We start from the raw sequence: 25996 nt of genomic DNA on the forward strand, positions 1-25996 counted from the left end.
GTTTTATTTTTATAGTTTAAGAGAAAGTTTTCTAATATTATTTTTTAAGTAAGTATTTATTAAAACTTTTACCGTTTATTTTAGTGTACTTTGAGTCAATATCAAAGGCTACTTCCATACCTGTTATATCAAATTCACCTGATACTTTGGTGTATTTTATGTTTAAGTCTTCTTCAAATTTTACATTTCTAAACGATACACCATCTTTAAAATCAGTATATTTAAAAATAGCACTTTCGTTAAATACTGAGTTTTCAAAACTTACAAAACGTTTAAAGTTTGCATATTTAAAAGTAGAAGGTTCTTCAAATAAGGTGTTTTTAAAAGAAATATCTCTATTAAACTTAGCATATTTAAAAGTAGAGTCTCCTTTAAATTTAGAGCCAGAAAAGTCTGTGTTTTTCTCAAAGTCAGAATATTTAAACATGGCTTTTTGTTCAAAGGTACAGTCTTTAAAAATTACGAAGTCTTCAAAATTAGCAACAAAAGTATAGCCGCTTTTTTCATCGGGAATATAAGCTAATACGTCATCTTCAAAAACACAGTTTATAAACGAAACCTTATTAGTAATTTGTTTTTCTATAGTGTTTGAGCCACCGTTGTTCCACCAACGTTTTCTTGTAGGTAGTTTCGGTAAGGCTTCCTCCATAAAAGTAAAATCTAGTGTCCCTTTAATTGTAGCATTTGAAATGGTTACAGCTTTACCGTTTTTAACATCTTTTATAATATCAGATGCATTTATCGTTTTTTGAGCAAAAGTAGTTGAGAAACAAAATAGCAGTATGATAAGAGTGGCTATATTTTTCATTGTATAATTGTTTTAAGTTCTATTTTAAAGACAATAGCTATATGTTTTTTGTGACACTATAGAAATAAAAAACAGCATTTAGTTTCCTAAATGCTGTTGTAATATGTTTTGAGGAGGATATTAGTTTACTGAATTGCTTAAACCAGCACCAGCTTTAAACTTAACTACATTTTTAGCAGCAATTTTAATTTCTTTTCCTGTTTGAGGGTTTCTACCAGTTCTAGCAGCTCTCTTAGAAACAGACCAAGTTCCCCATCCAACTAAAGCAACTTTATCACCTTTCTTTAAAGTTTTAGTTACGTTATCAGTTAAAGAGTCTAATGCAGCTTTAGCAGCAGCTTTTGAAATTCCTGCATCAGCAGCCATCGCATCGATTAAATCTGATTTGTTCATAATTTAAATAGATTTTTAAAATTAATTAATGTTTTTTTTGCTTCAATAGCTCAACAAATATAGACGGAATGCGGGATTGTGCAAGATTTGCCTTAAAAAAAAGACTCTTTTGTTAATAAGTTATCTTGAATTGTTAATAACCCTGATTGTTTTTTTGTTAAAAAACGCTAAAACCTTATAAATAAAGGGCTACAGCATTTTAGCACCTTCTTTAAAAAGGTAGCCATTTAATAAACTCTGAGCATCCATTAATTTTTTTCCTGAAATTTTAATTTGATGAATATTTAAGTAACCATCTGTAACAGCAATTTTTAGCTCTTTTTTAGAGGTGACGATAGTACCAATCTCAAGATTATGAGAAGAAGGGGCTTTACTAACCTCGTATATTTTAGCTGAAAGTTCATCATCTCCATTTATAATGGTAGTCCAAGCAGCAGGGTACGGGTTTAGTCCACGGATATGATTGTAAATATCTTGTAGTGATTTAGACCAGTCAATTTTGCAATTGTCTGGAAATAGCTTAGGAGCTGATTTTTCTTCTAGCTCTGGTTGCTTGGTAGTGGTTACATCTCCTTTAGCAATTAAATCAACTGTTTCGGCTACTAAGTTAGCCCCTAAATACATTAGTTTGTCATGTAACTCTCCTACAACTTCATCTTCTTTAATATCAACTTCACTTTGTAAGATGATTTCACCGGTATCAATCTTATCATCAATAAAGAACGTAGTAACGCCTGTTTTGGTTTCACCGTTAATAATTGCCCAGTTAATAGGTGCTGCTCCACGATATTCTGGTAATAAAGAAGCATGTAAATTAAATGTACCATACTCTGGTAGTGCCCAAACTGATTTAGGCAACATTCTAAAAGCAACAACTACTTGTAAATTAGCATTCCACTTTTTTAAATCTTCTTGAAATTCTTCGCTCTTTAAGTTCTTAGGTTGAAGAATAGGTAAGTTTTGAGAAAGGGCATATTTTTTTACGGCAGATTGATTAAGCTTACGCCCCCTACCAGCAGGTTTATCTGGAGCAGTGATAACTCCCACAACATTATAATCATTATCCACTAAATGCTGTAAAATGGTAGCAGCAAAATCAGGAGTTCCCATAAAAACGATGCGTAAATCTCTCATTTATTTTAAAAAGTATTTATTGTTTTTTGTGTGTATTTTTTCTTCGGAAAGAAGCTCTCGCAAAAGTATTAAAATGTTCGCTTCTTTTTCATTTAATAGCGAGCAGATTTCAGTAACTGTATAGGTTTTTCCTTTTTGTAAGTTAGAAAGAATATCTTTTTGGCTTACACTAGTTTTATTTTTTCTTTGTAAACAAACATCACAGATTTCACAGTTTTGAGAGCTGTGTTCACCAAAATAGGAAAGAAGTTGTACACTTCTACAAACCGAATTACTTTCTATAAACTGAAGTAAATCGCTATTTTTTTGTTTTTTTTGTTTAATGTATTGTTTGATGTTTATAGAAATTCGGTTAATGGTTTTGTCATCTTCTCTAGGATGCAAAAAGAAAAGCTCCGCATTGTTGGTTGATTTTGTATAGGTAATCAGTTCTTCTTGGGCTAATTTTTCTAACATACTAATAATAGACCAAGAGGTTGAGCCTAGTTTTTTAGCGATATAGAATTCATCAATTTTTACAGGGTTTTCAAAAATTCCACCATATAAACGTAAAATTTGCTGAATAAAGTTTTTAAGCTGTATGTTTTGATGCGTTTGAGAAATGACTTGTTTACTCGTTGCTAAAAACTGAACGGTAGACTTTTGTTGAAAGTTATGATTGAGTTCTATAATTCCATTATTAGTTAGAATTTGAAGCGCATTAAAAGTTTTATTGGGTATTAAACCGTATTTGCTACAAAAATCCAAAAAGTTGAAGTCAAAAGCAGATTCGATTAATTCTCCCTTGGCAATTTGAAAATGTTGATATAACTTTTGATGAACAATTTTTATTTCATTAATACTAGGAAGCGATTTTTTAAGTAATTCACTACTTAGAGAAATATCACTGTTATTTGTTAATACTACAGAAAAAGCTTTGTTTCCGTCACGACCGCCACGACCTGCTTCTTGAATGTAATTTTCGATAGAAGAAGGTAAATTGATATGCACAACTACTCGAACATTTGGTTTGTCAATTCCCATCCCAAAAGCATTTGTAGCAACGATTATGGGAGTTTTTTCTGTCATCCAATTATCAAAAGCGAGTTTTTTTTCTATAGGAGATAGTCCACCATGATAAAAAGAGCTTTTAAAACCTTGTGCATTTAGGTAACTACTAATCTCTTTTGTTTTACTACGTGTATTTACATATACAATTGCTGGAGCTTTTGTTTTAGTGAAAATTTGATTCAGTTTACCAAGTTTATCTTCTGTCTTATAAATTTGATAGGCTAAATTTTCTCTAAAAAAAGATTTTTTGAATACAGTTGGGCTTTCCAACTCAAGTGAACTAGCAATATCTGAAATTACTTTTTGTGTAGCAGTAGCTGTTAATGCAACTATAGGGGCAGAAGGTTGTAATTCTTTTAAAATTGTAATATTCTGATACGACGGACGAAAATCATGTCCCCATTCAGAAATACAATGTGCCTCATCAATAGCAATCAAATTAACATCTAATTGCTTAATTTTCTCTTGGATAAAACGAGATTGTAATCGTTCGGGCGAAAGGTATAAAAACTTAGTATTTCCAAATCGGATGTTGTCAAAAAGTGTAATGATTTCATCCTGAGTACTTCCAGAAGGAATTAAAGTAGCTTTAATACCTCTTTCTGTAAGATTTGCAACTTGATCTTGCATCAAAGCAATTAAAGGAGAAATAACAATGCAAATACCTTCTTTTGCTAAAGCAGGTACTTGAAAACAAATAGATTTACCACCACCAGTAGGAAGTAGCGCAACTACGTTGTTTCCTGCTAATACTTCTGTAATTATTTTTTGTTGAGGTTCTCTAAACGAGTTGAACCCCCAGTAGTGTTTTAGTATTTTAAGCGCTGTATCATACATCGTGTTTTAACGTATGTAAAATAAAGTCGCAACGCTCATGTACCGTCCCAAAAGGAACATCAATTATATTATAGCCTATTTCTTCGTAAGCTTCTTTTAAAAAAGTATCAATTTTTACTGATTGTTCAAACGTTTCATAACGTTCGTTGTCAGATTTATAAATGTCTTCCCAAGGGGCACACATAAATACTTTGGTGTATAAGTATTTATTGCTTTTTTCTATAAAAATATCAGGAAAGTCAGAACCCAAATAATTCATATACGCATGTACATCAGGAATTCCTCTATCAAAAAAGATAATTTCAGCATCACTTTGGTGTGCATCTATATATTGTTGTTCTCGTCCTTCTAATAAAAGTTGACTAAATAGTAAGGGTTGCTCTAAAAAAAGTTGATCTATTCCATCTTTTTGAGCTTTTAGGGTAACCTCTCTTGAAATCTCTGGCATACATTTATATCCACGCTTAATAAATTCTCTTAAAATAGAGGATTTACCCGTACCAGGACCACCTATTAAAACTATTTTTTGTTGCATGGGGCAAAAATAAAAGTTTCAAGTTATAAATATAATAAATAGTGTAATTTTGTGCTTCATTATCATGAATTCTATATTTTTTGATGATTTTTAATAAAAACAGTAATTATTGAGTTATGCAAGATAGAGAGGCTTTTTACGCAAAATTAAAATCACAGTTAGAAGATACGACAACTTTTCCAGCTAAATACTTATACAAGTTTATTGTTCCTACTGATGGAAATCAAGTACAAGAAGTACAAGATTTATTTAATGAAGGTGGAGCGGTTATTGATACCAAAAAATCTAAAACAGGCAAGTATGTAAGTGTTTCAATACACTTAACGGTTAAAAGTTCAGACGAAGTTATTTCTTATTACAAAAAAGCAGAGGCTATAAAAGGAATTATTTCTTTGTAAATTTATAGCATGAAAAATCTACTTTTCATACTAGCTGTTTCATGTACAATTCTTCCAACTTTTTCACAAAGAGATCAGGAATTGTTTCGTATTAATGATACTCCTGTATTAGTTTCGGAGTTTAAGCAAGTGTATGAAAAGAATTTACCTTTAGTAGAAGACGGAAAAGGTGAGTCTAAAATAGAAGAGATCTATCAGCTTTTAGAATCAGGAGCTTCTTTTGAAAAGTTAGCAAATGAATATTCAGATGATCTAGGCTCTGCAAATAATGGAGGAAAGTTACCAAGGTTTGGAACTAGAGAAATGGTAGAGAAATTTGAGAATGAGGTAATAAAACTAGAAAAAATAGGAGATTATAGTAAACCTTTTAGAACAAAAAACGGTTGGCATATAGTTAAGCTATTAAAGAATTATCCTATAACTTCTTTTGAAGAAATGTAAGAAGAGCTAACAACAAGAATAATAAACTCAAGCAGGGTAGAAGTTTTAAGTATTGGAAGGGTAGAAAAGAAAAAAAAGGACTACAAAATAAAAGAATATCTTCAAGCACTTAATATTCTTAAAGAAGCTACAGAAGAAGAAAAGAATGGAAAGTTGGATAGGAGAGTGCTTTCTATTAATGGAAAAGAATGGTTGCAAAAAGATTTAGTTATGTTTGCTGCCTAAAAAAAAACAGCAAGTAGATCAAAAGCTGTTTAAAGAGTTTGTAAATAACAAAGTGATAAACTATTTCAAAGAAGACCTAGCGAAGTAAGAATTCTGAATATAAAAACATTCTGCAAGGATATAAAGTAGGATTGCTATTGTTTGATTTAATGGAAGCTAAAATTTGGAACAAGGCTTCAACTGACGAGGCAGGGTTGAATCAGTTTTACTCAACTCATAAAAACAAATATGGCAAAGAACTTGATGAAATTAGAGGGCAGGTGATGAGCGATTATCAAGATGAATTAGAAAAAGAGTGGATTAAAGATTTAAGAGAAAAAAATACTATCAAAGTAAGAGAAAAGGTTTTAAGAAAATTAAAGAAAACGTATAACCAATAGTATAAAGTGAAGAAATATATTTTTCTAATAGTGTTAATTAGTATAGTTTCATGTGATCTTGTTAGTTTAAAGAAAGAAAAAACAAGAGAAGATAAACCTATAGCTACAGTTTATAACAAACATTTGTATAAGAATGATATTAAAGGGTTATTACCTAAAAATCTTTCTAAAAAAGATAGTTTAGTACTCGTTAAAGGGATTATCAATTCATGGGCTAAACAAGAATTGTTATATATAAAAGCTGAAGAAAATATATCAGAAGTAAATAGCGAGCAGATTGAAGGCTTAGTAAACGATTACAAAAAAAGTTTATATATAAACGGCTACAAAGAACGATTAATAAAGCAGCAATTAGACACAGTTGTAGGTGAAGAAGAAATAGCTTCATACTATGAAGAGAACAAAGAAAACTTTAAGACAAATGAAGAGTTACTGCAATTTGAGTATATAAATTTTGGTAAAAAGTTTTTAGATAAAAAGGAAACCATAGCACAGTTTAAATCAGAAAAAGAAGAAGATAAAGTAGATTTAGAAAGACACTTGTTGAACTTTAAATCATATCGTTTACAAGATTCAACTTGGGTAACTTTTGATTATTTAAAGAAAAAAATACCTCCTTTTCGTAATGAATCAAAGGAAAACTTGTTAAAAATATCAAAATTCATACAAAAAGAAGATACTTTAGGAGTATATTTGGTCGCTGTAAAAAATATATTGCCTAAGAATGCAACTGCTCCTTTAAGCTATGTTAGCCCTAGAATTAAGCAAATTATTTTACATAAAAGAAAATTAGAATTAATACGAGATATTGAAAAAACACTAATAAATGATGCAATCCAAAACAAAAACCTTAAAGAATACTAGTATAGCTTTTGCCTTGTTTTTAGCAGGTTTAACAACGTTAAACGCACAAGAAAAAATAGACGGAGTAGCCGTTGTGGTAGGTAAAAACATTGTTTTAGATTCTGATATTGATAAATTTAAGCAAGAAGTAGAGTTACGAAGTGAAGGAAAAGTAAAGATTTCTGACTGCGAAATGCTTGAAGAGTTAATGCAACAAAAATTATTAGCACACCACGCTGTAATTGATAGTGTAGTAGTATCTCAATCTGAAATAGATGGAAGAGTAGACCGAAGTATTGCTTTTTTTACGCAAGAATACGGAAGTGAAGAAAAAGTAGTTGAAGCATATGGTTTTAACGATATCGAAGATTTAAAGAAAGAATTAGCTAGAGTTCAAAAAGAAAACTTACTAATAGAAAAAGAGCAACAAAAGATAACAGAGGATATTGATGTTACTCCAGAAGAAATTAGAGTATATTTTAAAGGTTTAGAAGAGAAAGATGAACTTCCTGAAATTCCTGCAGAAGTAGTATTAAATCAATTAATCTTAAAAGCTGAACCAACTAAAGAAGAAGAAGATCGTGTTGTAAACAAACTTAAAGAAATTAAAAAGGAGATTGAAGAGGGAGCAAGTTTTAAATTAAAAGCGATTATTAATTCAGAAGATCCTGCTGTGGCTCAAAATGGAGGGAAATATGTAATAACTAAAGATAGTCCGTTCATTAAAGAGTTTAAAGAAACTGCTTTTTCGTTAGATGTAAATCAAATTTCTGAGCCTATTAAATCAGCGTTTGGGTATCATATTATTCAACTACACAAAGTAAAAGGGAATCAACGAGAAGTATCTCATATTTTAATGCAACCTCAAATTTCTGATGAAAAACTACAAGAAACTAAAGAGGAAATTGAAAAAATAGTAGCTGAGATAAAAGAAGGTAAAATTACATTTGAGGAAGCTGTTGCTAAGTATTCTGAAGACGAAGAAACTAAAAATAGTGGAGGTTTAATTGTAAACCCATATACACAAGAACCTTCTTTTGAATTAACAAGAATGCCTCCAGAATTATATCCAAGAATTAGTGAATTAAACAAAGGAGATTTATCAGATATTTATTATGATGAAACGCGTGAAGGAGAGAAAATGTACGGAGTAATCTTAATGAAAGATAAAACAGATAACCATACGGCTGATTTAGTTAAAGATTATGTAAGAATGCAACAGTTTGCTTTAGCTAAAAAGAAAGAAGAAGAAATAGCTAAATGGACAAAGGAAAAAATACAAGAAACGTATTTAAAGTTAGGAAACGATTATAAAGATTGTACTTTCAAGAAAGATTGGAAGAAAGAAAATAAATAAGAAGTAATAAATTTAGTATATTGTCATTCCCGCGAAAGCGGGAATTTCATTTTATAAAAGTTTGTAATTAAATTTATTGAATAAAGAAAAACTTTCATTTATGTCTGACGTAACAGCAGTAAACACACTGGTAGAAAAATACAGCCAACTACAGCAAGAAATAGGAAAAGTTATAATAGGGCAGCAAGAAGCTGTAAATTATACGTTGCTTTCGATTTTTTGTGGAGGTCACTCGTTATTAATAGGTGTTCCTGGATTAGCAAAAACCTTGTTGGTAAATACAATTTCAAACGCACTAGGATTAAATTTTAGTAGAATTCAGTTTACGCCCGATTTAATGCCTTCTGATATTTTAGGAAGTGAAATACTAGATGAAACACGTCATTTTAAATTTATAAAAGGACCTATTTTCTCAAACATCATTTTAGCAGATGAGATAAACCGTACACCACCTAAAACACAGGCAGCCTTACTAGAAGCAATGCAAGAGAAGTCGGTAACTGTGGCGGGACATCACTATAAATTAGAGCTACCATTTTTTGTGTTAGCAACTCAAAATCCTATTGAGCAAGAAGGAACGTACCCGTTACCAGAAGCGCAGTTAGACCGTTTTATGTTTTCAATTAACTTGGAATATCCAAGTTTTGAAGAAGAGGTGCAAGTGGTTAAAAATACGACGTCAATAACTGAACAAATAGTAAATGCTATTTTTTCTTCAGAAGAAATTATTGAAGTCCAAAAATTGATTCGTAAAATTCCTGTAGCTGATAATGTAGTAGAGTATGTTGTTAAATTGGTAGGTAAAACGCGTCCGAAATCAGATAAAGCAACAGAGTTGATAAAAAAATATATTGATTGGGGAGCTGGTCCAAGAGCTTCACAAAATTTAATTTTAGCAGCGAAAGCACATGCTGCGGTTAACGGAAAGTATTCTCCAGATATTGAAGATGTGCAAGCAGTAGCAATTCCTATTTTATCACACAGAATTGTAAAAAACTACAAAGCAGAGGCTGAAGGAATTACTATCAAAGAAATTATAAACTCATTATTTTAAGATGAAAAAGTTATTGACTGTCGTTTTTTTACTGACACTATTTGTTTCGTGTAAACAAGAAGTAGTTAAAACTGTTTCTGAAGAAACAGAAAAGCAAGAGATTTTATCGGTGATGAAAGCTCAGGAAGAAGCTTGGTCCAATCACGATTTAGAAGGTTTTATGCAAGGGTACTGGAAAAGTGATTCATTAAAGTTTTACGGACGAAACGGAGTTACTTTTGGTTGGCAAAAAACCTTAGATAACTATAAAAAGGGGTATCCAACAAAAGAACACTCAGGAACATTAACTTTTAAGATTAATGATATTTCTAAAATTACTGAAGGAGCCTATTCTGTTATGGGGGAGTATCACTTAAAAAGATCTGTAGGAAATGCTGATGGTGTTTTTATGATTATCTTTAAGAAGATACAAGGTGAGTGGAAAATCATCGCGGATACTTCGTGTTAATTTAAAGTAATGTATTATTAGGTCATTTCGAACGAATGTGAGAAATCTCACATAAATAACCATAAAAAAAAGGGAAGTTTCTGATTGAAACTTCCCTTTTTTTTATGGTTATAAGCTAAAGTTTACGAAAACATTTTCGCTACTTTCTCTGCTTTTCTACTTTCAGAATAGTCATAAAAACCTTCACCAGATTTAACACCTAATTTACCAGCTGCAACCATGTTTACTAATAACGGACATGGAGCATACTTAGGATTTTTAAATCCGTCGTACATTACGTTTAAGATAGATAAACAAACATCTAATCCTATAAAATCAGCTAATTGTAATGGTCCCATTGGGTGCGCCATTCCTAATTTCATTACAGTATCAATTTCAGCAACGCCAGCAACACCGTTGTATAAAGTTTCAATACTTTCGTTAATCATTGGCATTAAAATACGGTTGGCAACAAAACCAGGATAATCATTTACTTCAACAGGAACTTTTTTTATTTTCTTAGTTAAATCAACTGTAAAGTCCATTACTTCATCAGAAGTGTTGTATCCTCTAATAATTTCAACCAATTTCATAATTGGCACAGGATTCATAAAGTGCATTCCAATTACTTTTTCAGGTCTATTGGTAGCTGCTGCAATTTGAGTAATTGAGATTGATGAAGTGTTGGTAGCTAAAATAGTATCCTCAGCACAAGCTTCATCTAAATCTTTAAAAATCTTAAGTTTTAAGTCAATATTTTCAGTAGCAGCTTCAACAACTAAGCTAGTGTTTTGTACACCATCTTTAATAGAAGTGAAGGTAGTAATATTGTTTAAGGTATTATTTTTATCGTCTTCAGTAATTTTTTCTTTTGCTACCATTCTATCTAAGTTTTTAGTAATGGTTGCTAAACCTCTATCTAAGGCAGCTTGCGAAATGTCGATAAGTTGAACATTGTATCCAAATTGAGCAAACGTATGCGCAATTCCATTTCCCATTGTTCCTGCTCCAATTACGGCGATATTTTTCATGTTGTTGTGTTTTGGTATTTATATGGGCGTTCCCCTCTGGGGCGGGCTTTCCGCTACAATCTTTTTTGGTGTATTCTTCGCTTTACTCAGCATAACAAAAAAGGATTTTCACTGCAATCCCTAACGCGGTTGTTACTTATTTACTTTATTCTAAAAACAGTCTATAATCTGATGTGCTACACGTAAAGCTTCAGTACCTTGACGTAACGAAACAATAGGCGTAGTATTATTGTGGATAGCATCTGCAAACGATTCTAATTCATCTAAAATAGCGTTGTTAGCTACTACTTCAGGATTATCGTAATAAATTTGCTTTTTAACACCTTCAGCATTCTGCAAAATCATAGCAAACTCATCAGGTTTTTCTGGTACGTCTTTCATTCTAACAACTTCTGATTGCTTTTCTAAGAAGTTTACTGAAATGTATGCGTCTCTTTGGAAAAAACGGCTCTTACGCATGTTTTTCATCGAAATTCTACTTGCTGTTAGGTTCGCAACACAACCATTTTCAAATTCAATACGAGCATTAGCAATATCAGGAGTTTCTGAAATTACTGATACACCACTTGCATGCACACTTTTTACTTTTGAGTTTACAACCGATAAAATAATATCAATATCATGAATCATTAAATCTAAAACTACAGGTACATCTGTTCCTCTAGGGTTAAATTCAGCCAAACGATGTGTTTCAATAAACATTGGCGTGTCAATCAAGTCTTTTACAGCAGTAAAAGCAGGATTATAACGCTCAACATGTCCAACTTGTCCACGAACATGGTGTTGACTTGCAAGGGTTCTAATAGCTTCTGCTTCTAGTACGGTATTGGTAATAGGCTTTTCAATAAAAATATGTTTTCCTTTTTCAATGGCTTGTTTAGCACAATCAAAGTGAGAAAGTGTAGGGGTAACAATGTCTACAACTTCTACAGCATCTATTAATTCTTCTACAGAATTGAATAGTTTATAACCAAATTCATCGGCTACTTTTTGTGCATTTTCTGTAAAAGGATCATAAAACCCTACTAATTCATATTTTTCTGATTGTTGTAACAAACGCAAATGGATTTTTCCTAAGTGACCTGCGCCTAAAACTCCAGCTTTTAACATAAGTGAAAGATTATTAGTTATTTGATTGGTTTGTTGAAAAAGAAATGATTTCTACAAAAAATCAACGCAAACAAAGATACACTTTTATACAGATTTATTACTACTTTTATCCTCCTGAAATTTTATAATTAGTGAGAGATACAACCAAGCACCAAGGACTTAGAAATCAATTAGCAAACGTTTTAGAAGCAAAAGGAATTAATGACGAGAGAGTATTAAAAGCTATCAGAAAAATTCCAAGACATTTGTTTATGGATAGTAGTTTTGAAGCGCATGCGTATCAAGACAAAGCTTTTCCTATTGCTGCTGAACAAACAATTTCACAGCCTTATACAGTTGCATTTCAATCACAAGTGTTAGAAGTAAAACGAGGAGATAAAGTATTAGAAATAGGAACAGGATCAGGATACCAAACAGCAGTGTTGTTAGAGTTGGATGCAGAGGTGTATTCAATAGAAAGACAACATGAGTTGTTTAAAAAAACTTCGATGTTTTTACCAAAGTTAGGTTATAAACCTAAACGATTTATTTTTGGAGACGGTTATAAAGGGCTGCCAGAAGAAGCTCCTTTTGATAAAATTATTGTCACAGCTGGAGCACCATATGTGCCTAAAGCATTATTAGGGCAGATTAAAGTAGGAGGTAGGTTGTTGATTCCTGTGGGAGATAAAGAACAAGTAATGACCTTGTTTATAAGAAAATCACCCAAAGAATTTGAAAAGCACGAGCTAGGTGATTTTAGATTTGTACCAATGCTGAAAGAGAAGAATTAAACAAAAAAATCCGCCTAAAAAAGCGGATTTATTGAATTTGAATAAAGAAACATCAACTTATTCAGCGATTGCTATTTCAGTTGCATCTGCAACTACTATCTCTTGTTGTTGATGTTGTTTTTGTTTGTTTTGATTAGTTTTTGCTAAACCACAAGGACTAGTACTTCCGCAAGAAGAAAAACCTAATAAACTAACAGTACAAATTGCAATAAATACTACTTTTTTCATCATTATTCCGTTTTATAAAATCAAATATACATATTTCTGATTAAGTCACCAGAATTTTCCTTCTTTTCAATAACGTTGAACTCTACCATTTTATTTTGTATGTCCGTAATTAAATTCTCAGAAATAGGTTCTCCATCATTCCATTCGGTTATAGATAACCATTCTTGAATATCCTCTAATTGTTGTTCATATCTGTTAGAAAGAACTTCATCAATATTATCAAAATCCTTAAAGTCTTTAGTACAAGCGTTAATAATGTCGTGCACTTTTTTTACTTCTTCAAAATTATTTTCTAATATCTCATCACGAACAGCAATTACAAAACAAGGCCATGGAGTAGGGCAGTTACCAACTCTTCTAAAAGTACCGTTATCAACCAATGGTTTGGTGGTAAAGTGTTCCCACATAAAATAATCGGCTTCTCCATTAGTTAAAGCATCTATTCCTCCTTGTAAATCTCTAACTACTTTAAATTGCAGTTTGCTAACGTCCCAACCATTGTTATGAGCATTTACAATTGCCATAAGTTGAGAACCTGAACCAAAGCGACTAATAGCTACGGTTGCGTGTTCTAAATCGTCAATTGTTTTAAATTTAGAGTTCGCAGCTACGTGAATTCCCCAAACAAGTGGACTTTTTACAAAGGTTTGTGTAATTTTTGAAGGATTTCCATTAATAATATCTTTAATAATTCCTTCAGTGAGCACCAAAGCAATGTCAACTTCACCAGAGCGTAAAGCTTTTGCCATAGCTCCCGTGCCTCCAGGATAGTCTTTCCAGCGTAAGTTGATTCCTTCTTTGGTGTATTCTTTATTTTTCAATGTGATGTACCAAGGATAATTAAAATGTTCTGGAACACCACCTATTTTTAATTTCAGCATTTATTCAACTAATTTCTCAAGAGTATATACAATTAAATCGTTTACTACTTTGTACGGATCTTTACTAAATGTTCCGTTGGCTCTGTTAGCAATAATAGCATTCATTGATGCAGCATTATGACCTAGTAGTTTAGCCAACCCATAAATGGCAGATGTTTCCATTTCAAGGTTGGTAATTCGATTGTTGTTATAGTTAAAACTATCAATCTTCTTATTTAAATCGGGGTCTTGTAAAGGTAAGCGTAAAACACGTCCTTGAGGACCATAAAAACCACCAGCGGTAGCTGTAATTCCTTTATATACCTTGTTAGATATTAATTTGTCTTCTAAAGCTTTTCCATTAGAAACAATTAAAGGGTATGATTTTTTCGCACTCCAATTGGTATGCTTTATAAAAGCTTCTTCTATATCTGGATGTGAAATTTCATCCACTTGATACGATTGTAACATTCCGTTTAAATCCAACCCGTGAGAGCTTAATAAAAAGCTGTCAACAGGAATATCAGCATGTAAAGAACCAGAAGTTCCAATTCTTGTAATGTTTAATTGTGTGTGTTTTTCTTTAGCTTTACGTGTGTTTAAGTCGATGTTAACTAAGGCGTCTAACTCGTTTAAAACAATATCAATATTATCAGGACCTATTCCTGTAGAAATTACAGAAATTCTTTTTCCTTTATAGGTACCAGTAGTGGTTTTAAATTCTCTTTTTTGGGTGCTAAACTCTATAGTATCAAAGTGTTTGGTAACTTTATCGACGCGATATTGGTCTCCAACAAAAATGATATCGGTAGTAATATGTTCAGGTCTTAAATTCAAATGGTAAATACTACCATCTGGATTTAAGATGAGCTCAGAATGTTTTATACTCATTTACGATGTAATTTTTAACAGCTTATCAGTAGAGTTTACATAGAGATAGCTGTATTTTTTTGCGCCACCAAGATACGAAAAATCAGAACGAATTTTAGCATAATAGTTTGTTTGGTTTTGCAATACTTTCTTACCTGTTTTACTAAGTTTTACAGGATTAAAAGAGGTAAATAGCTTTTTAAGGCTTTCAAGTTTGTTAACGTATTGAATATCACCAAACCCATAGTTTTCTTGATGAGTTAAAAGATTTCTAAGAAGTTCATCTTGGTTTGCAAATGTATGCTCGTTAGCAACCTTTAAAATATTATTTTCTATATGATTTAATCCATTTTCAATTGAAGGAAAACGAAGTAAATGTGCTTTTATAGCGCTTTCTAGATATACAAAAGGTGATTCTGGATTAAATTTATGTGCATTTTCAAGAGGTAACGGACTATCTGAGCAATATAATTGCCATATATAGTCAGCATATTCTATATCATCTTGAGAAAGCTCTACTTTATTTTTAAAGTGCTCTTTTAATTGATCGTCAGATAATTCTCCTAAACCATATAGTTTTTTTGAATTGTCAACTTTTCCACTAGTAACTAAAGATATTTTGTGATTTTTACGATATCTTTTTAACCAGCTTATTACCGCTAGCATATTTATTTGGCAAAACAAATCGTATTCAAACCATAAAACAATCTCATCTTGTTGTTTTTGATTACAAAGGTTGCGGTATTCTTTAAGGGTATAATCTATAAACTTCTTCTTAGTAACTTTATAGGTAGTTTTTAAAAAGTCAAAACGTGTTTTCCAGAAGTCTTCACTACCTACGTCTACTGATGTTTTTCCTTCACATAACATTTCACGCCACGTAATAATATCGCCTTCAATTTTTAATTTGTGAAGTCTTTGGGTTGTAACGTCTCCATTGGTTATGTGTAATAAAGAATGTTTCATGATTTCTAGGGAATTTGTTGATTTCTTTATTTATATAAAATAAACGATTTATTTTATACGTTATTGTTTATTGGTTGGTATTTAGTGCTTTACAAAAGTTATAAATATAAAAAAAATGTCGAAGAATTAATTCTTCGACATTTTTACTTATCCACCAACGCGTTTTACGTTGAATCCTTTATCTTTTAAAAGTTGCATTATAGTATCTCTATAATCACCTTGAATGATAATTGTATCATCTTTAAAACTACCACCAACACTGAGCTTAGTTTTAATTTCTTTAGCAAGCTTTTTAAAGTCTTGGGTTGCTCCATTATAACCATCTATAATAGTAACTGGTTTCCCTTTTCGTTTTTCGTACTTGCAAAGAATAGGTTCTTCTTGAAGCCAGATATCAGGTTTTTTTTCTTCAGGTTTTTCTTCAAACTGATGATCTGGGAATAGATTTTTTAATTGATCTTGTAAATCCATTAGATTTATTTTTTCAATCCTAATTCGCGTAAACGTTCATCTAAAAACTCACCAGCAGTAATATCTTCAAACTGTTTTGGATTGTTTTCATCAATACAGTTTTCTAAAACATCTAATTTCATATCAGAAACAGGATGCATGAAAAATGGAATTGAATAACGTGATGTTCCCCATAATTCTTTAGGAGGGTTAGTTACACGGTGAATTGTTGATTTTAACTTGTTGTTACTATGGCGTGATAACATATCACCTACATTAATCATTAACTCGTCATCTTCTGCTATAGCATCAATCCATTCACCTTTATGGTTTTGAACTTGTAATCCTTTTCCTTGAGCTCCCATTAATAAAGTGATTAAGTTAATGTCACCATGAGCAGCAGCTCTTACAGCTCCTTTAGGTTCTGTAGTAATAGGAGGGTAGTGTATTGGACGCAAAATACTATTTCCGTTTTTGATGTAGTTGTCAAAATACGTTTCTTCTAAACCTAAATGTAAGGCTAATGAACGTAAAACGTATTTAGCTGTTTTTTCTAACATTTGGTAAGCTTCTTTACCTACTTTGTTAAATTCAGGTAATTCTTCAACTTCAACATTTTCTGGGTATTCTTTTGCGTATTTTGAATCTACATCAACATACTGACCAAAGTGCCAAAACTCTTTTAAATCTCCTTCTTTCTTTCCTTTAGCACTTTCTTTACCAAAAGAAACATACCCTCTTTGACCTCCAATACCTGGAATTTCATATTTTTCTTTTACATCTGTAGGTAAATCAAAAAACTTCTTGATTTCAGCATATAAGTTATCTACTAATTCATCGTCTAAAAAGTGTCCTTTTAATGCTACAAATCCAATATTCTCGTAAGCGTCACCAATTTCATTGATGAATTTTTGTTTTCTTTCAGCATCGTCCGATAAAAAATCTGCTAAGTTTACGCTTGGAATTTTATTCATTGTTAATAAGTTTTATTATTCAGGAAGTAAAGTTAGTGAAATCAAGCGTATGCTGATAATTTATTTATTAACAAAAGGAATTAAGTACGATATTGTATAGTTGAATCCGAAACCAGTATTGCTTTCAAAAACACGGTTGAAACCAGGAGTGTACAAGGTTTTAAAGTTTTTTTGATCGTCTACACTTAACATAATTTTATATGAAAAGCTAAAACCTATAAACAGGTTTTTAAAAGTTTCTGCCTTTATACCTAGTTGTAATTCAGTCCAATGAGCGGTAAGTCCATTGTCAGATATAGGTGTTGTAACAGGGTTTGATGGAAAATAAGGAGGTAAGTTTTCAGTACCTGAAGAAACATTAGGTTGGTAGCTATTTAAGGTATGATCAAATATGGCAAAACCGTAACGCATACCAACATAAATTTCGTTATTCATATCTAACCAATTCTCGTAGGCGTTGTAATTTGCTCCAAGTCTAATATAACTTCCTTTTGAACTAGAAGAAGAAAAATCTTCATAGGTGGTTTCATCTTCAAAACCTAATTCAGTAGCGATGTACCATTTTTTAGATACTCTATAATCACCTACTAATTCGAGACCACTATAACTTTTATCAATAATAGCAAGACCAAGTTTACTAATATCTAATCCGATACGTAAGCCATATCCTGTTTTATATGTAACGGTATCTTTTTTTTCTTTGGTTTCTTCTTTAGATGTATTTATTTGTGAGTATCCGTTCATAAATACAAAAACGAAACATAAACTAATGAAATACTTGTACATGGGCGCTAGCTTGATTATCGATTAATGGAATTTCTGTAGTTGATAAACTGTTTATCCAACCTGTATTACTTAAAGTTACATTTTCATAAATAATTCTGAAACCACATGAACGAGACACAAAGTCTTCTTCAGGATTGTACTCAATAGTAAGTGTAGCCATTTGGTTATTAGCTATATTGCCATCTACATCATTCATTTTTAGTGTATAGACTGTTTTTTGAGATAGGCTGTTTAAAGGAATAGCAATACTGTCTACTGTTCTATTGGTAAAAAGACTATCAGTTTTTCCTTCTGCAATGACAGACAAACGTTCTACATTTTTTAAATCATTCGTATTATCCATATCGTAAAAACGAAGCACTAAATTGGGTGTTACAGGATTTTGTGTACAGAAATCATCTTTTTCACAGGCTGTTAAACTAGCTATAAGTATGAATAAAGCAATGTATTTTTTCATTAATTTTTATTTTTCAAATAAAACCACTGTTTCTATGTGTGATGTATGTGGAAATTGATCTACTAAACTAATCTTTTTTAATTGATATCCGTTTTTCATCAACTCTTCGGTATCACGAGCTTGTGTTGCTGGGTTACAAGATACATAAACCATTCTATCTGCATTTAAGTTTATGATTTTCTTAAGCGTTTTTGGCGCAATTCCTGCACGAGCTGGATCTAAAATAATGGTTCTTATTTTATTTTTATATTGTGGGTGTTCGTTTAAGAACTTTCCTACATCAGCTGCATAAAATTGTAAACCTTCAATATTGTTACGTTCTGCATTTTTCTTAGCGTCTTCAATAGCAGAGGCTACAATATCTACACCAACAATTTTAGTGTTATTCGACTTTGAAGCAATAATTTGTCCAATAGTTCCTGTTCCACAGAATAAATCCATCACTACGGTATTGTCAATTGCATCTTTGTTTTCTAACGCATAATCAACTACTTTGGTATATAGTTTTTCGGCAGATTTAGGGTTGGTTTGAAAAAAGCTTTTCATGCTAATTTCAAAATTTAAACCTAATAACTCTTCAACAATCTTATCTTTTCCGTATACTAATTTTACACTTCCTGAGGTAGCTATGGTTCTGTCGCCAGTTTCGTCGTTAATAGTGTGTAATAAACCAGCAACTCTATCGCCAAATAACTCTACTAAATAGTTAGCAAACTCTTTTAAATCAAATTTAGGTAAATCGTGAGAAGTGGTTACTAAGTTGAATAACAATTCGTTGGTTTTGTATGATTTCCTTACCACAAAATACCTAAAGAAACCTTCTTTTTTAGGCCCATGCCAAGGCGCTAAACCAGTTTTTTTACAATATTCTCTAATGTTTTTGATGTTGTCTTCAACTTGTTTGTCAAATAAACCAGAATCTTTTTCAAGGTTATCACCCATCCACCAAACACCGCGACGTTTAAAACCTAAGGTAAATTCATCTACATCGGTTTTGTTTTCACGATCGTAACCAATGGCAGAAAAACCATATTCCATTTTATTTCTATAGTGGAATACATTAGGGGAAGCGATAAATTCATCAAATAAATCTTCAATATTTTCAACTTTACCAATACGCTTAAATAAAGATAAAGTACTTTCTTGCTTGTATTTGTGTTGTAAATCTATAGGTAATTGAATGTAAGGTGCTCCAGGAATATCTTGATAAGGAATAGCTACTTCGTCCTCAGAATGTTTTAAAACATCAATCAATTTACACTCTGCATACTTTTTCTTTGATTTGTCTACACGTGCTTTTACTAACTGTCCTGGTAAAGTGTTAGGAACAAAAACTACAAAAACACCTTCTTCTGAACGTATTCTTCCAATTCCTTTTCCGCCGAAGGCATAATCTTCAATTAAAATTTCAATGATTTGTCCTCTTTTTACAAACTTATTTCGCTCTCTTCTTGGCATTCTATACTATGATTTATGGTGTGCAAAATTAGGAAAAGATATGGTTTGAAGATAAAAAAAAGACTACTCATTTAGAGTAGTCTTTAATCTTTGTTGTGAAGGCTTTTTTATTGACCTGCTTCTTTTTTAGCTTCTTTTATCATTTGTTCGTTTGCAACGATAGCAAACTCTACACGTCTATTTTTACTTCTTCCTTCAGCAGTATCGTTTGTTGCTATAGGATCTTTAACACCTAAACCTTTGGTTTCAAAACGGCTGTTGTTTAATCCTTTTCCTGCTAAATAATTTTTTACAGAATTAGCTCTTTTTTCAGAAAGTGTTTGGTTGTACTCAACTCTACCAGTACTGTCTGTATAACCATAAATTACAATATTTGTGTTTTCATAATCTTTAAATACAGGAACTAATTTATCTAAATTAGCTTGTGCAGTAGAGGTTAAAGTAGCTTTGTTAGTAGCAAAACGAACGGCGTTTTCTCCTAAGGTAAGTTTTATACCTTCCCCAACTCTTTCTACTTCAGCCCCTGGTAAAGCCTCTTCAATTTCACGAGCTTGCTTATCCATTTGGTTACCAATTACACCACCAGCAACACCACCTACAACACCTCCTAAAATAGCACCTAATTCAGAGTTATTTCCGTTACCTACATTATTACCTATTACAGCACCTATTACAGCACCAGCAGCTGTACCAATAGCAGCACCTTTTTGAGTGTTGTTAGCGTTTTGAATAGATTTACATGAAGTAAAAATAGTACCAGTTAAAAATAAAAATGATAAACTATAAATGATTGATTTTTTCATAATGCTTTTATTAATTATTGTCTTTGAAATGAGTATGTAATGTCTTTTACTTGTCCTGCAACGTTAACTTTGTCAATTAAGTCAAAGCTAGTTTCAGTAACGTTACGTAGTCTTAAAATGTATCCAGCGTTAACGTCTTTAGCTTTGTGGTTATTAATAATTTTTAAGACAAAGTTTCTATCTTTATTAACATACCATGTAATAGGAGAGCTAAAGTCTTTACAATTTGTACTTGGATTGTTTAAGTTCATTTCTCCTTTATTATTGTTAGAAACAAAACTCCAGTTACTACCAATAAAACAGCTAGAGTCTTCTAAATTAAATGAATTTACTTTTAGGTAGTTTGAACCAGGAAAGTTTACAGTAGTAATAGTCCAGTTACCTTTTAGCATTCGTTCAGTTTTGTTGTCAAGTTTATTGTTAGTTACAGATGTTGATTTACATCCAATTACAACTACTGAAAGCAGTAATAAAAAAAAGATTCTTTTCATAAAACGATATTTAGTTAATTCCCTTAAAGATAAAAAAAACTATTTAACCTTGTTTTTATTGTTTATTACAAAAAAGTTAAGCAGTTTTATTTTTTAGACTCACTAAAGCTAAATAAAGTCACTTAAATTTGATATTTTTGTAGTTAGGGATGATTTCTTTCCCACGCTGAATTTTCGAAACTTCTTTTTCGAAAGGATAAAGGTAGATAAGGAATGGTTATTTTATAAATTTTAAAAAATTAAGAAAAATGGCTGTTTTAGACCAATTAACTTCGCAACAAGCGATTGACTTAGAAAACAAATACGGAGCACATAACTACCATCCATTACCAGTAGTATTGAGTAAAGGAGAAGGAGTATATGTGTGGGATGTTGAAGGAAAAAAATATTATGATTTTTTATCGGCTTATTCCGCAGTAAACCAAGGACACTGTCACCCTAAAATTGTAGGGGCAATGGTAAACCAAGCGCAAACATTAACATTAACATCTCGTGCTTTTTATAACGATATGTTAGGAAAGTACGAAAAGTTTGCAACTGAATACTTTGGTTTTGATAAATTATTACCAATGAATACAGGTGCAGAAGCTGTTGAAACTGCTTTAAAAATCTGTAGAAAATGGGCGTATGAAGTAAAAGGAATTAATGAAAACGAAGCGCAAATTATTGTCTGTAAAAATAACTTCCACGGAAGAACAACTACCATTATTTCTTTTTCAAATGATCCAGTAGCACGTAAGAATTTTGGACCATTTACTAATGGGTTTATAAAAATAGAGTACGATAACTTACAAGCTTTAGAAGAAGCGTTAGAAAACAACGATAACATTGCTGGTTTTATGGCCGAACCTATTCAAGGAGAGGCTGGAGTGTATGTACCTTCTGAAGGATATTTAGCAGCAGCGAAAGCGTTATGTGAAAAGCATAATGTATTATTTATTGCAGATGAAGTACAAACAGGTATTGCACGTACAGGAAAATTATTAGCAGTAAACCACGAAGATGTACAACCAGATATTTTAATTTTAGGTAAAGCATTAAGTGGAGGGGCATATCCAGTATCTGCAGTATTAGCAAATGATAGCATTATGAATGTTATTAGACCTGGAAACCACGGTTCTACTTTTGGAGGAAACCCTGTTGCAGCAGCAGTAGCTATAGCGGCTTTAGAAGTAGTTAAAGAAGAAAAATTAGCTGAGAATGCTGAGCGTTTAGGTAAAATATTTAGAGAGGAGTTAGCTGAGTTTGCCAAAGAAAACGAGTTATTAACGTTAGTACGTGGTAAAGGGTTATTAAATGCTGTTGTAATTAATGACACTGAAGATAGCTCAACAGCTTGGGATATTTGTATTAAGTTACGCGATAACGGACTATTAGCAAAACCAACACACGGAAACATCATTCGTTTTGCTCCACCATTAGTGATGAATGAAGAGCAATTAAGAGACTGTATTAATATTATTAAGAATACTATTACTGAGTTTAAAAAATAAGCTTACAGTATTGTATATTAAAAAAAAGGAACGATTAAATCGTTCCTTTTTTTGTTGTTATTTGTTAGTTTTTAATTACTTCAATATAAAACTAACATTTTTCTAAATGTTATTAAAAATGTTTAATAGCAAGTTAGGTATTTTTCTGTACACTTTTTAAGTTGATAATTTTTTTGGTGTACAAGTGCTGTACACTATTTTTTTATCAAATTTCTTAGTGTAGAGTGTTGTGCACTTTTTTAGTTATGATTTTTTTTGGTGTACAAAAACATAATTAGTTAGCCATTTCATAAATGTTTAAATGTCTTTTTAAAATTCCTGAAGGCGTGTTTTTGGTTTCATCAAAAATTCGAGTGTCTCCAAAAAGAATAAAGCTTTCTTTGGCTCTAGAAACCGCTACATTTAGCATGTTAGGCTTGTTGTCTTTTTCAAAAAACAAGGTTCCTTCGTCGTCATTAGAATATACGGAGCTGAACAAGATAATGTTTCGTTCTGCACCTTGTAAAGCGTGCACGGTACCTAGTTTAATATCACTTACTTTATAACCCGCATCGGTTAAGGCTTTTGATAATTCTCCTTTCTGACTTGCAAAAGGAGTAATAATTCCTAAAACACTTTCAATAGCGTCTACATCGTATGCTTCTTGAATGGTTTCTTTGTTTTGTTGTAACCAAGAAATAATAGCTTTTACTTCACTTATATTTTGACGACTGTTGTATTTACGCTCACTAACTCCTTCTATATGATATGCCATCATTGATGGAAATGCTTGATTTTCTTTAGCTTTTCCTTTCATAGGCTTTAAAATACCATCGTATGCCAATTCGTTACAAAAACTAATAATTTCATCATTACATCGTCTATGTTCCAATAAAACCAATCCTTGTTCTTTTTTAGCGGGTAATGGTGTTTCAAATTCGCAGGCATTCTGAGCCATTTTCATAATGCTTCCGCTAGAAGCTAAAAAACCTAACTCGTCTAAATGTGCGTCATTTTGATTTTTAATAATATCAAGGCTTGTTAAGTTTCCTTGGTCAATTTTTTTAGGGATAGACCAAATAGGCTCAATTTGTTGTAAATCACCTACTACAAAGGCTTTTTGAGTTAATGAAAATACAGGGATGCTTACTTCTGGAGTAACCTGACCAGCTTCATCAATAATTAACAAATCTAAAAAGTTGTATAGCGGTAAGTATTCAAAAATAGGTTTTCCGTTTTCGTTTTCTCCTTGAAATTGACTGTATAAAAAGTGACTTGGTGCTGTGTAAAAAGTAGCTACAAAACAAGGAGTAAGCATAGCTCTTCGTTTCCATTTTGCTTTAATAGCATATTCTCCTGTTCCTTTTTCGGTGTTTTCCTCTAACATTTCTCTGGTTTCTAGTAACCAGCGAGCCTCCCAATAATGAGTTGCTAATAAGAATGCTTTATGGCGTAAATCAATATCTAATTCATCATAAAAGAAACGTTGTGTTGTATCGTTAGAGTTTATCTTTTCATATTCATACGCCCACATTTGTTCTTCTGAAACAAAAGGAAATCCTTTGATGTTATTTTCATACTTCCAATTTTTTAGGCTTAAATGTGATTGCAGTAGCAGATTTACATTGTTTGTACATTCTTTTACATATGCTGCTGCTTTTTTAGCATTCAACAATGTTTCAGCGTTAGCTTTAAAAATGTGTTCAGCATTTCTTGATTCAAACTGAGCTTCATCAATAAAATAGTGTTGTACTTTATCAATAAAATCAGTGTCTTTTGTCGATGTTTTTAAATCGTTTAAAACAGTTCTCCATTCCTGTAGTTTGGAGATTTTAAACGTACTTTTTTCGATGAAATCTTCTTCGTGTACAAGTATGCTGTTGATGTAGTTTACAGCATTTATATAGTTTCTAGAGAAGTCAACACCATCAGCTAAAATATTTTGAATACCTATAATTTCTTCTTGTAGATGGTTACATACATCGTCAAGTGAATTTGTTTGGGTATTGAAATACTGACAGTAGTTTGTTAAAAAATAATATTCAGCTTCAGATATGTATTTTTCATTCTCCAGATTACAAAGTGTTCCTTCATGACCAAATAAATTCCCTTTTAAGTAATTGATGTTAGCTAGTTTTTTCTCACTTTTTGAACTGGATGGGAGGTAGGTTGCATATCCGTTAAAATCAGGAATCCAACGATTAGCTAATTCTCCCATGGTACTTTCAGAATTGATAAAACTATCAATAATATTGGTTACTGCTTGGTTGTTGTTAGAGCATGCTAAGATAATTGGTGCTTCTTCACCGTTAATAGCAGCTTTTACAAACTCGGTAGCTACCAAGCTTTGCAATAGCGTAGTTTTTCCAGTTCCTGGAGGTCCGTTTACAGCGGTAACCGCATTTTCTTCGGCTACTAAATACGATAACAATGTTTTACGTTGACTAACGGAAAGTGGAAATTTATTCGACATTTGCCCTAAATGCAAATGGTTATACACTAAAAATCCGTTATCGGTAATGGCTTCTTGTCGTTCTCTAGTATATGGATTGATGATTTTAGAGAGCACAGGTAATTCATCCGTATTTTTAAGTAAGTTTTCGTACAGAAATAAAATACTTTTTGCTGTTGATATTTTAGAGCTTAAAGCGAAATAAGTAAGCTCATACTGTGTAGTGTAGCGTTCTACTTGATAACGGTATAGGTTGCTAAAAGTTGTCGCAGAAAATACTTCGTTAATATAGTTCCAGTATTCATCCCAAGGTATAGGTTCTTCGCTATTTTCAAAATCGGGAGCATCTAAGTCTTTAGCATCTAAAACAGTGTCGATAGAAGAGAAGATAAAATCATTCTTAACATCTGCCATAGGTGTTAGATAGTTACGAACAATTAAAGGAAAGCCATCTTTTGGAGCCGATAATTGTCCTGAACGATTTACAATAGCACTAATCCAAAAAGGATGAATAGTACGTTGTTTAAATTTCGTGTTGTCGGTTTGATATACTAAATGAAAAGGAGCTATTAATATTTTAGTTTCTTCTACCTTATGCCACTTAGGGTTGTCTTTTTTAGTTATTCCTTTTAATCGATTAATTCTACGTTCTTCAACATCTAATAGTTGACTTGCTTGTTTAGCATTGATGAGTGCGTTACTTAAATCGGAAGTTTTTTGATGAAAAAGGTTTTTTATTTTACTAATGTCGATAGCTAAGTTTTCACTATCAGATAAGCTGTTTTTATAATATTGAAGCCAGTTTTTCTCGTTGTTCATAGTTTTTCTCGTACCCTTGAAATGTGATTTTTTCTGTAAGAAAGGTTACGAAAATAGCGTATTCAACGCCGTGAAAAATAGTTTCTATCAGCTTTTTATTAACGAAAAAAATAA

The 25996-nt window shown here is 31.8% G+C and carries 28 protein-coding genes; 9 read left to right on the forward strand and 19 right to left on the reverse strand.

All coding sequences use genetic code 11. The features are described from left to right. Positions 1-37: 37 nt before the first annotated feature. From Q0663_RS11915 to Q0663_RS11935, 5 genes are all read right to left on the reverse strand, one after another. Positions 38-808, reverse strand: a complete 771-nt coding sequence (locus Q0663_RS11915; RefSeq protein ID WP_299011348.1) for a pentapeptide repeat-containing protein — start codon at positions 806-808, stop codon at positions 38-40. Between the two features lie 120 nt (positions 809-928). Further along, positions 929-1201 (reverse strand): HU family DNA-binding protein, encoded by a 273-nt coding sequence (locus Q0663_RS11920; RefSeq protein WP_099216100.1) that lies wholly within the window; start codon positions 1199-1201, stop codon positions 929-931. Positions 1202-1390: 189 nt separating this feature from the next. Next, positions 1391-2335, reverse strand: coding sequence for a methionyl-tRNA formyltransferase (fmt, locus tag Q0663_RS11925; RefSeq protein WP_299011353.1), 945 nt, complete (start codon positions 2333-2335; stop codon positions 1391-1393). Next, a complete protein-coding gene (locus Q0663_RS11930; protein WP_299011355.1) occupies positions 2336-4222 on the reverse strand; it encodes an ATP-dependent DNA helicase RecQ in 1887 nt (628 codons plus the stop codon). Next, on the reverse strand, positions 4215-4757 hold the full coding sequence (locus tag Q0663_RS11935; protein ID WP_274634888.1) for an ATP-binding protein: 543 nt from the start codon (positions 4755-4757) through the stop codon (positions 4215-4217). Before Q0663_RS11935 ends, Q0663_RS11930 begins: the two co-directional genes overlap by 8 nt. A gap of 116 nt (positions 4758-4873) precedes the next feature. Here Q0663_RS11935 and Q0663_RS11940 point away from each other — a divergent pair, with 116 nt between their 5' ends. The 7 genes from Q0663_RS11940 (at position 4874) to Q0663_RS11970 (ending at position 9903) form a co-directional block, all read left to right on the forward strand. Then, the gene (locus Q0663_RS11940) at positions 4874-5155 is read left to right on the forward strand and encodes a DUF493 family protein (protein WP_133534358.1); all 282 of its coding nucleotides are present in this window, start codon (positions 4874-4876) and stop codon (positions 5153-5155) included. Between the two features lie 9 nt (positions 5156-5164). Next, complete coding sequence (locus Q0663_RS11945) at positions 5165-5596, forward strand: peptidylprolyl isomerase (protein ID WP_299011367.1); 432 nt, start codon at positions 5165-5167, stop codon at positions 5594-5596. Positions 5597-5958: 362 nt separating this feature from the next. Next, a complete protein-coding gene (locus tag Q0663_RS11950; RefSeq protein WP_299011371.1) occupies positions 5959-6201 on the forward strand; it encodes a hypothetical protein in 243 nt (80 codons plus the stop codon). Positions 6202-6207: 6 nt separating this feature from the next. Further along, positions 6208-7065, forward strand: coding sequence for a hypothetical protein (locus tag Q0663_RS11955; protein ID WP_299011373.1), 858 nt, complete (start codon positions 6208-6210; stop codon positions 7063-7065). Then, entirely contained in the window at positions 7028-8401 is a 1374-nt protein-coding gene (locus Q0663_RS11960; protein WP_299011375.1) for a peptidylprolyl isomerase, read from the forward strand. Before Q0663_RS11955 ends, Q0663_RS11960 begins: the two co-directional genes overlap by 38 nt. A 100-nt stretch (positions 8402-8501) precedes the next feature. Next, positions 8502-9455 (forward strand): MoxR family ATPase, encoded by a 954-nt coding sequence (locus Q0663_RS11965; RefSeq protein WP_299011377.1) that lies wholly within the window; start codon positions 8502-8504, stop codon positions 9453-9455. A gap of 1 nt (position 9456) precedes the next feature. Next, positions 9457-9903, forward strand: coding sequence for a nuclear transport factor 2 family protein (locus Q0663_RS11970; RefSeq protein ID WP_299011379.1), 447 nt, complete (start codon positions 9457-9459; stop codon positions 9901-9903). A 122-nt stretch (positions 9904-10025) separates the two neighbouring features. On the opposite strand, the gene Q0663_RS11975 is transcribed toward Q0663_RS11970, so the two are convergent. Together Q0663_RS11975 and Q0663_RS11980 are read right to left on the reverse strand one after the other, a co-directional pair. Next, positions 10026-10913, reverse strand: coding sequence for a 3-hydroxybutyryl-CoA dehydrogenase (locus tag Q0663_RS11975; protein ID WP_299011380.1), 888 nt, complete (start codon positions 10911-10913; stop codon positions 10026-10028). Positions 10914-11063: 150 nt separating this feature from the next. Further along, entirely contained in the window at positions 11064-12023 is a 960-nt protein-coding gene (locus Q0663_RS11980) for a Gfo/Idh/MocA family oxidoreductase (RefSeq protein ID WP_299011382.1), read from the reverse strand. A gap of 131 nt (positions 12024-12154) precedes the next feature. On the opposite strand from Q0663_RS11980, the gene Q0663_RS11985 reads away from it, so the two are divergent. Beyond that, the gene (locus Q0663_RS11985; RefSeq protein ID WP_299011384.1) at positions 12155-12796 is read left to right on the forward strand and encodes a protein-L-isoaspartate(D-aspartate) O-methyltransferase; all 642 of its coding nucleotides are present in this window, start codon (positions 12155-12157) and stop codon (positions 12794-12796) included. Between the two features lie 57 nt (positions 12797-12853). Here Q0663_RS11985 and Q0663_RS11990 read toward each other — a convergent pair whose 3' ends face one another. The 11 genes from Q0663_RS11990 to Q0663_RS12040 form a co-directional block, all read right to left on the reverse strand. Beyond that, complete coding sequence (locus tag Q0663_RS11990) at positions 12854-13024, reverse strand: hypothetical protein (protein ID WP_164506702.1); 171 nt, start codon at positions 13022-13024, stop codon at positions 12854-12856. A gap of 20 nt (positions 13025-13044) precedes the next feature. Further along, a complete protein-coding gene (locus tag Q0663_RS11995; RefSeq protein ID WP_299011392.1) occupies positions 13045-13905 on the reverse strand; it encodes a substrate-binding domain-containing protein in 861 nt (286 codons plus the stop codon). After that, entirely contained in the window at positions 13906-14775 is an 870-nt protein-coding gene (locus tag Q0663_RS12000) for a nucleoside phosphorylase (RefSeq protein ID WP_299011394.1), read from the reverse strand. Beyond that, on the reverse strand, positions 14776-15720 hold the full coding sequence (locus Q0663_RS12005; protein ID WP_299011396.1) for a DUF1835 domain-containing protein: 945 nt from the start codon (positions 15718-15720) through the stop codon (positions 14776-14778). It lies immediately after the preceding gene. A gap of 147 nt (positions 15721-15867) precedes the next feature. After that, positions 15868-16191, reverse strand: a complete 324-nt coding sequence (locus Q0663_RS12010; protein WP_299011398.1) for a translation initiation factor — start codon at positions 16189-16191, stop codon at positions 15868-15870. A gap of 5 nt (positions 16192-16196) precedes the next feature. Continuing rightward, positions 16197-17144 (reverse strand): 2-oxoglutarate and iron-dependent oxygenase domain-containing protein, encoded by a 948-nt coding sequence (locus Q0663_RS12015; RefSeq protein ID WP_299011401.1) that lies wholly within the window; start codon positions 17142-17144, stop codon positions 16197-16199. A gap of 60 nt (positions 17145-17204) precedes the next feature. Then, positions 17205-17888, reverse strand: coding sequence for a DUF6048 family protein (locus Q0663_RS12020; RefSeq protein WP_299011405.1), 684 nt, complete (start codon positions 17886-17888; stop codon positions 17205-17207). 22 nt (positions 17889-17910) lie between these two features. After that, positions 17911-18387, reverse strand: coding sequence for a DUF6452 family protein (locus Q0663_RS12025; protein WP_299011408.1), 477 nt, complete (start codon positions 18385-18387; stop codon positions 17911-17913). 6 nt (positions 18388-18393) lie between these two features. Next, positions 18394-19845 carry a 23S rRNA (uracil(1939)-C(5))-methyltransferase RlmD gene (rlmD, locus tag Q0663_RS12030; protein WP_299011410.1) on the reverse strand — a complete coding sequence of 484 codons (1452 nt, stop codon included), beginning with the start codon at positions 19843-19845 and terminating at the stop codon, positions 18394-18396. A 107-nt stretch (positions 19846-19952) separates the two neighbouring features. Then, positions 19953-20648, reverse strand: coding sequence for an OmpA family protein (locus tag Q0663_RS12035; protein ID WP_299011412.1), 696 nt, complete (start codon positions 20646-20648; stop codon positions 19953-19955). A gap of 14 nt (positions 20649-20662) precedes the next feature. After that, positions 20663-21139, reverse strand: a complete 477-nt coding sequence (locus Q0663_RS12040) for a lipocalin family protein (RefSeq protein WP_299011414.1) — start codon at positions 21137-21139, stop codon at positions 20663-20665. A 248-nt stretch (positions 21140-21387) separates the two neighbouring features. Here Q0663_RS12040 and rocD point away from each other — a divergent pair, with 248 nt between their 5' ends. Next, positions 21388-22632, forward strand: coding sequence for an ornithine--oxo-acid transaminase (rocD, locus tag Q0663_RS12045; protein WP_299011416.1), 1245 nt, complete (start codon positions 21388-21390; stop codon positions 22630-22632). 274 nt (positions 22633-22906) lie between these two features. Here rocD and Q0663_RS12050 read toward each other — a convergent pair whose 3' ends face one another. Beyond that, entirely contained in the window at positions 22907-25882 is a 2976-nt protein-coding gene (locus Q0663_RS12050) for an ATP-binding protein (protein ID WP_299011417.1), read from the reverse strand. Positions 25883-25996 lie beyond the last annotated feature (114 nt).

The sequence above is a fragment of the uncultured Tenacibaculum sp. genome, from assembly GCF_947504135.1.
GTDB lineage: Bacteria > Bacteroidota > Bacteroidia > Flavobacteriales > Flavobacteriaceae > Polaribacter.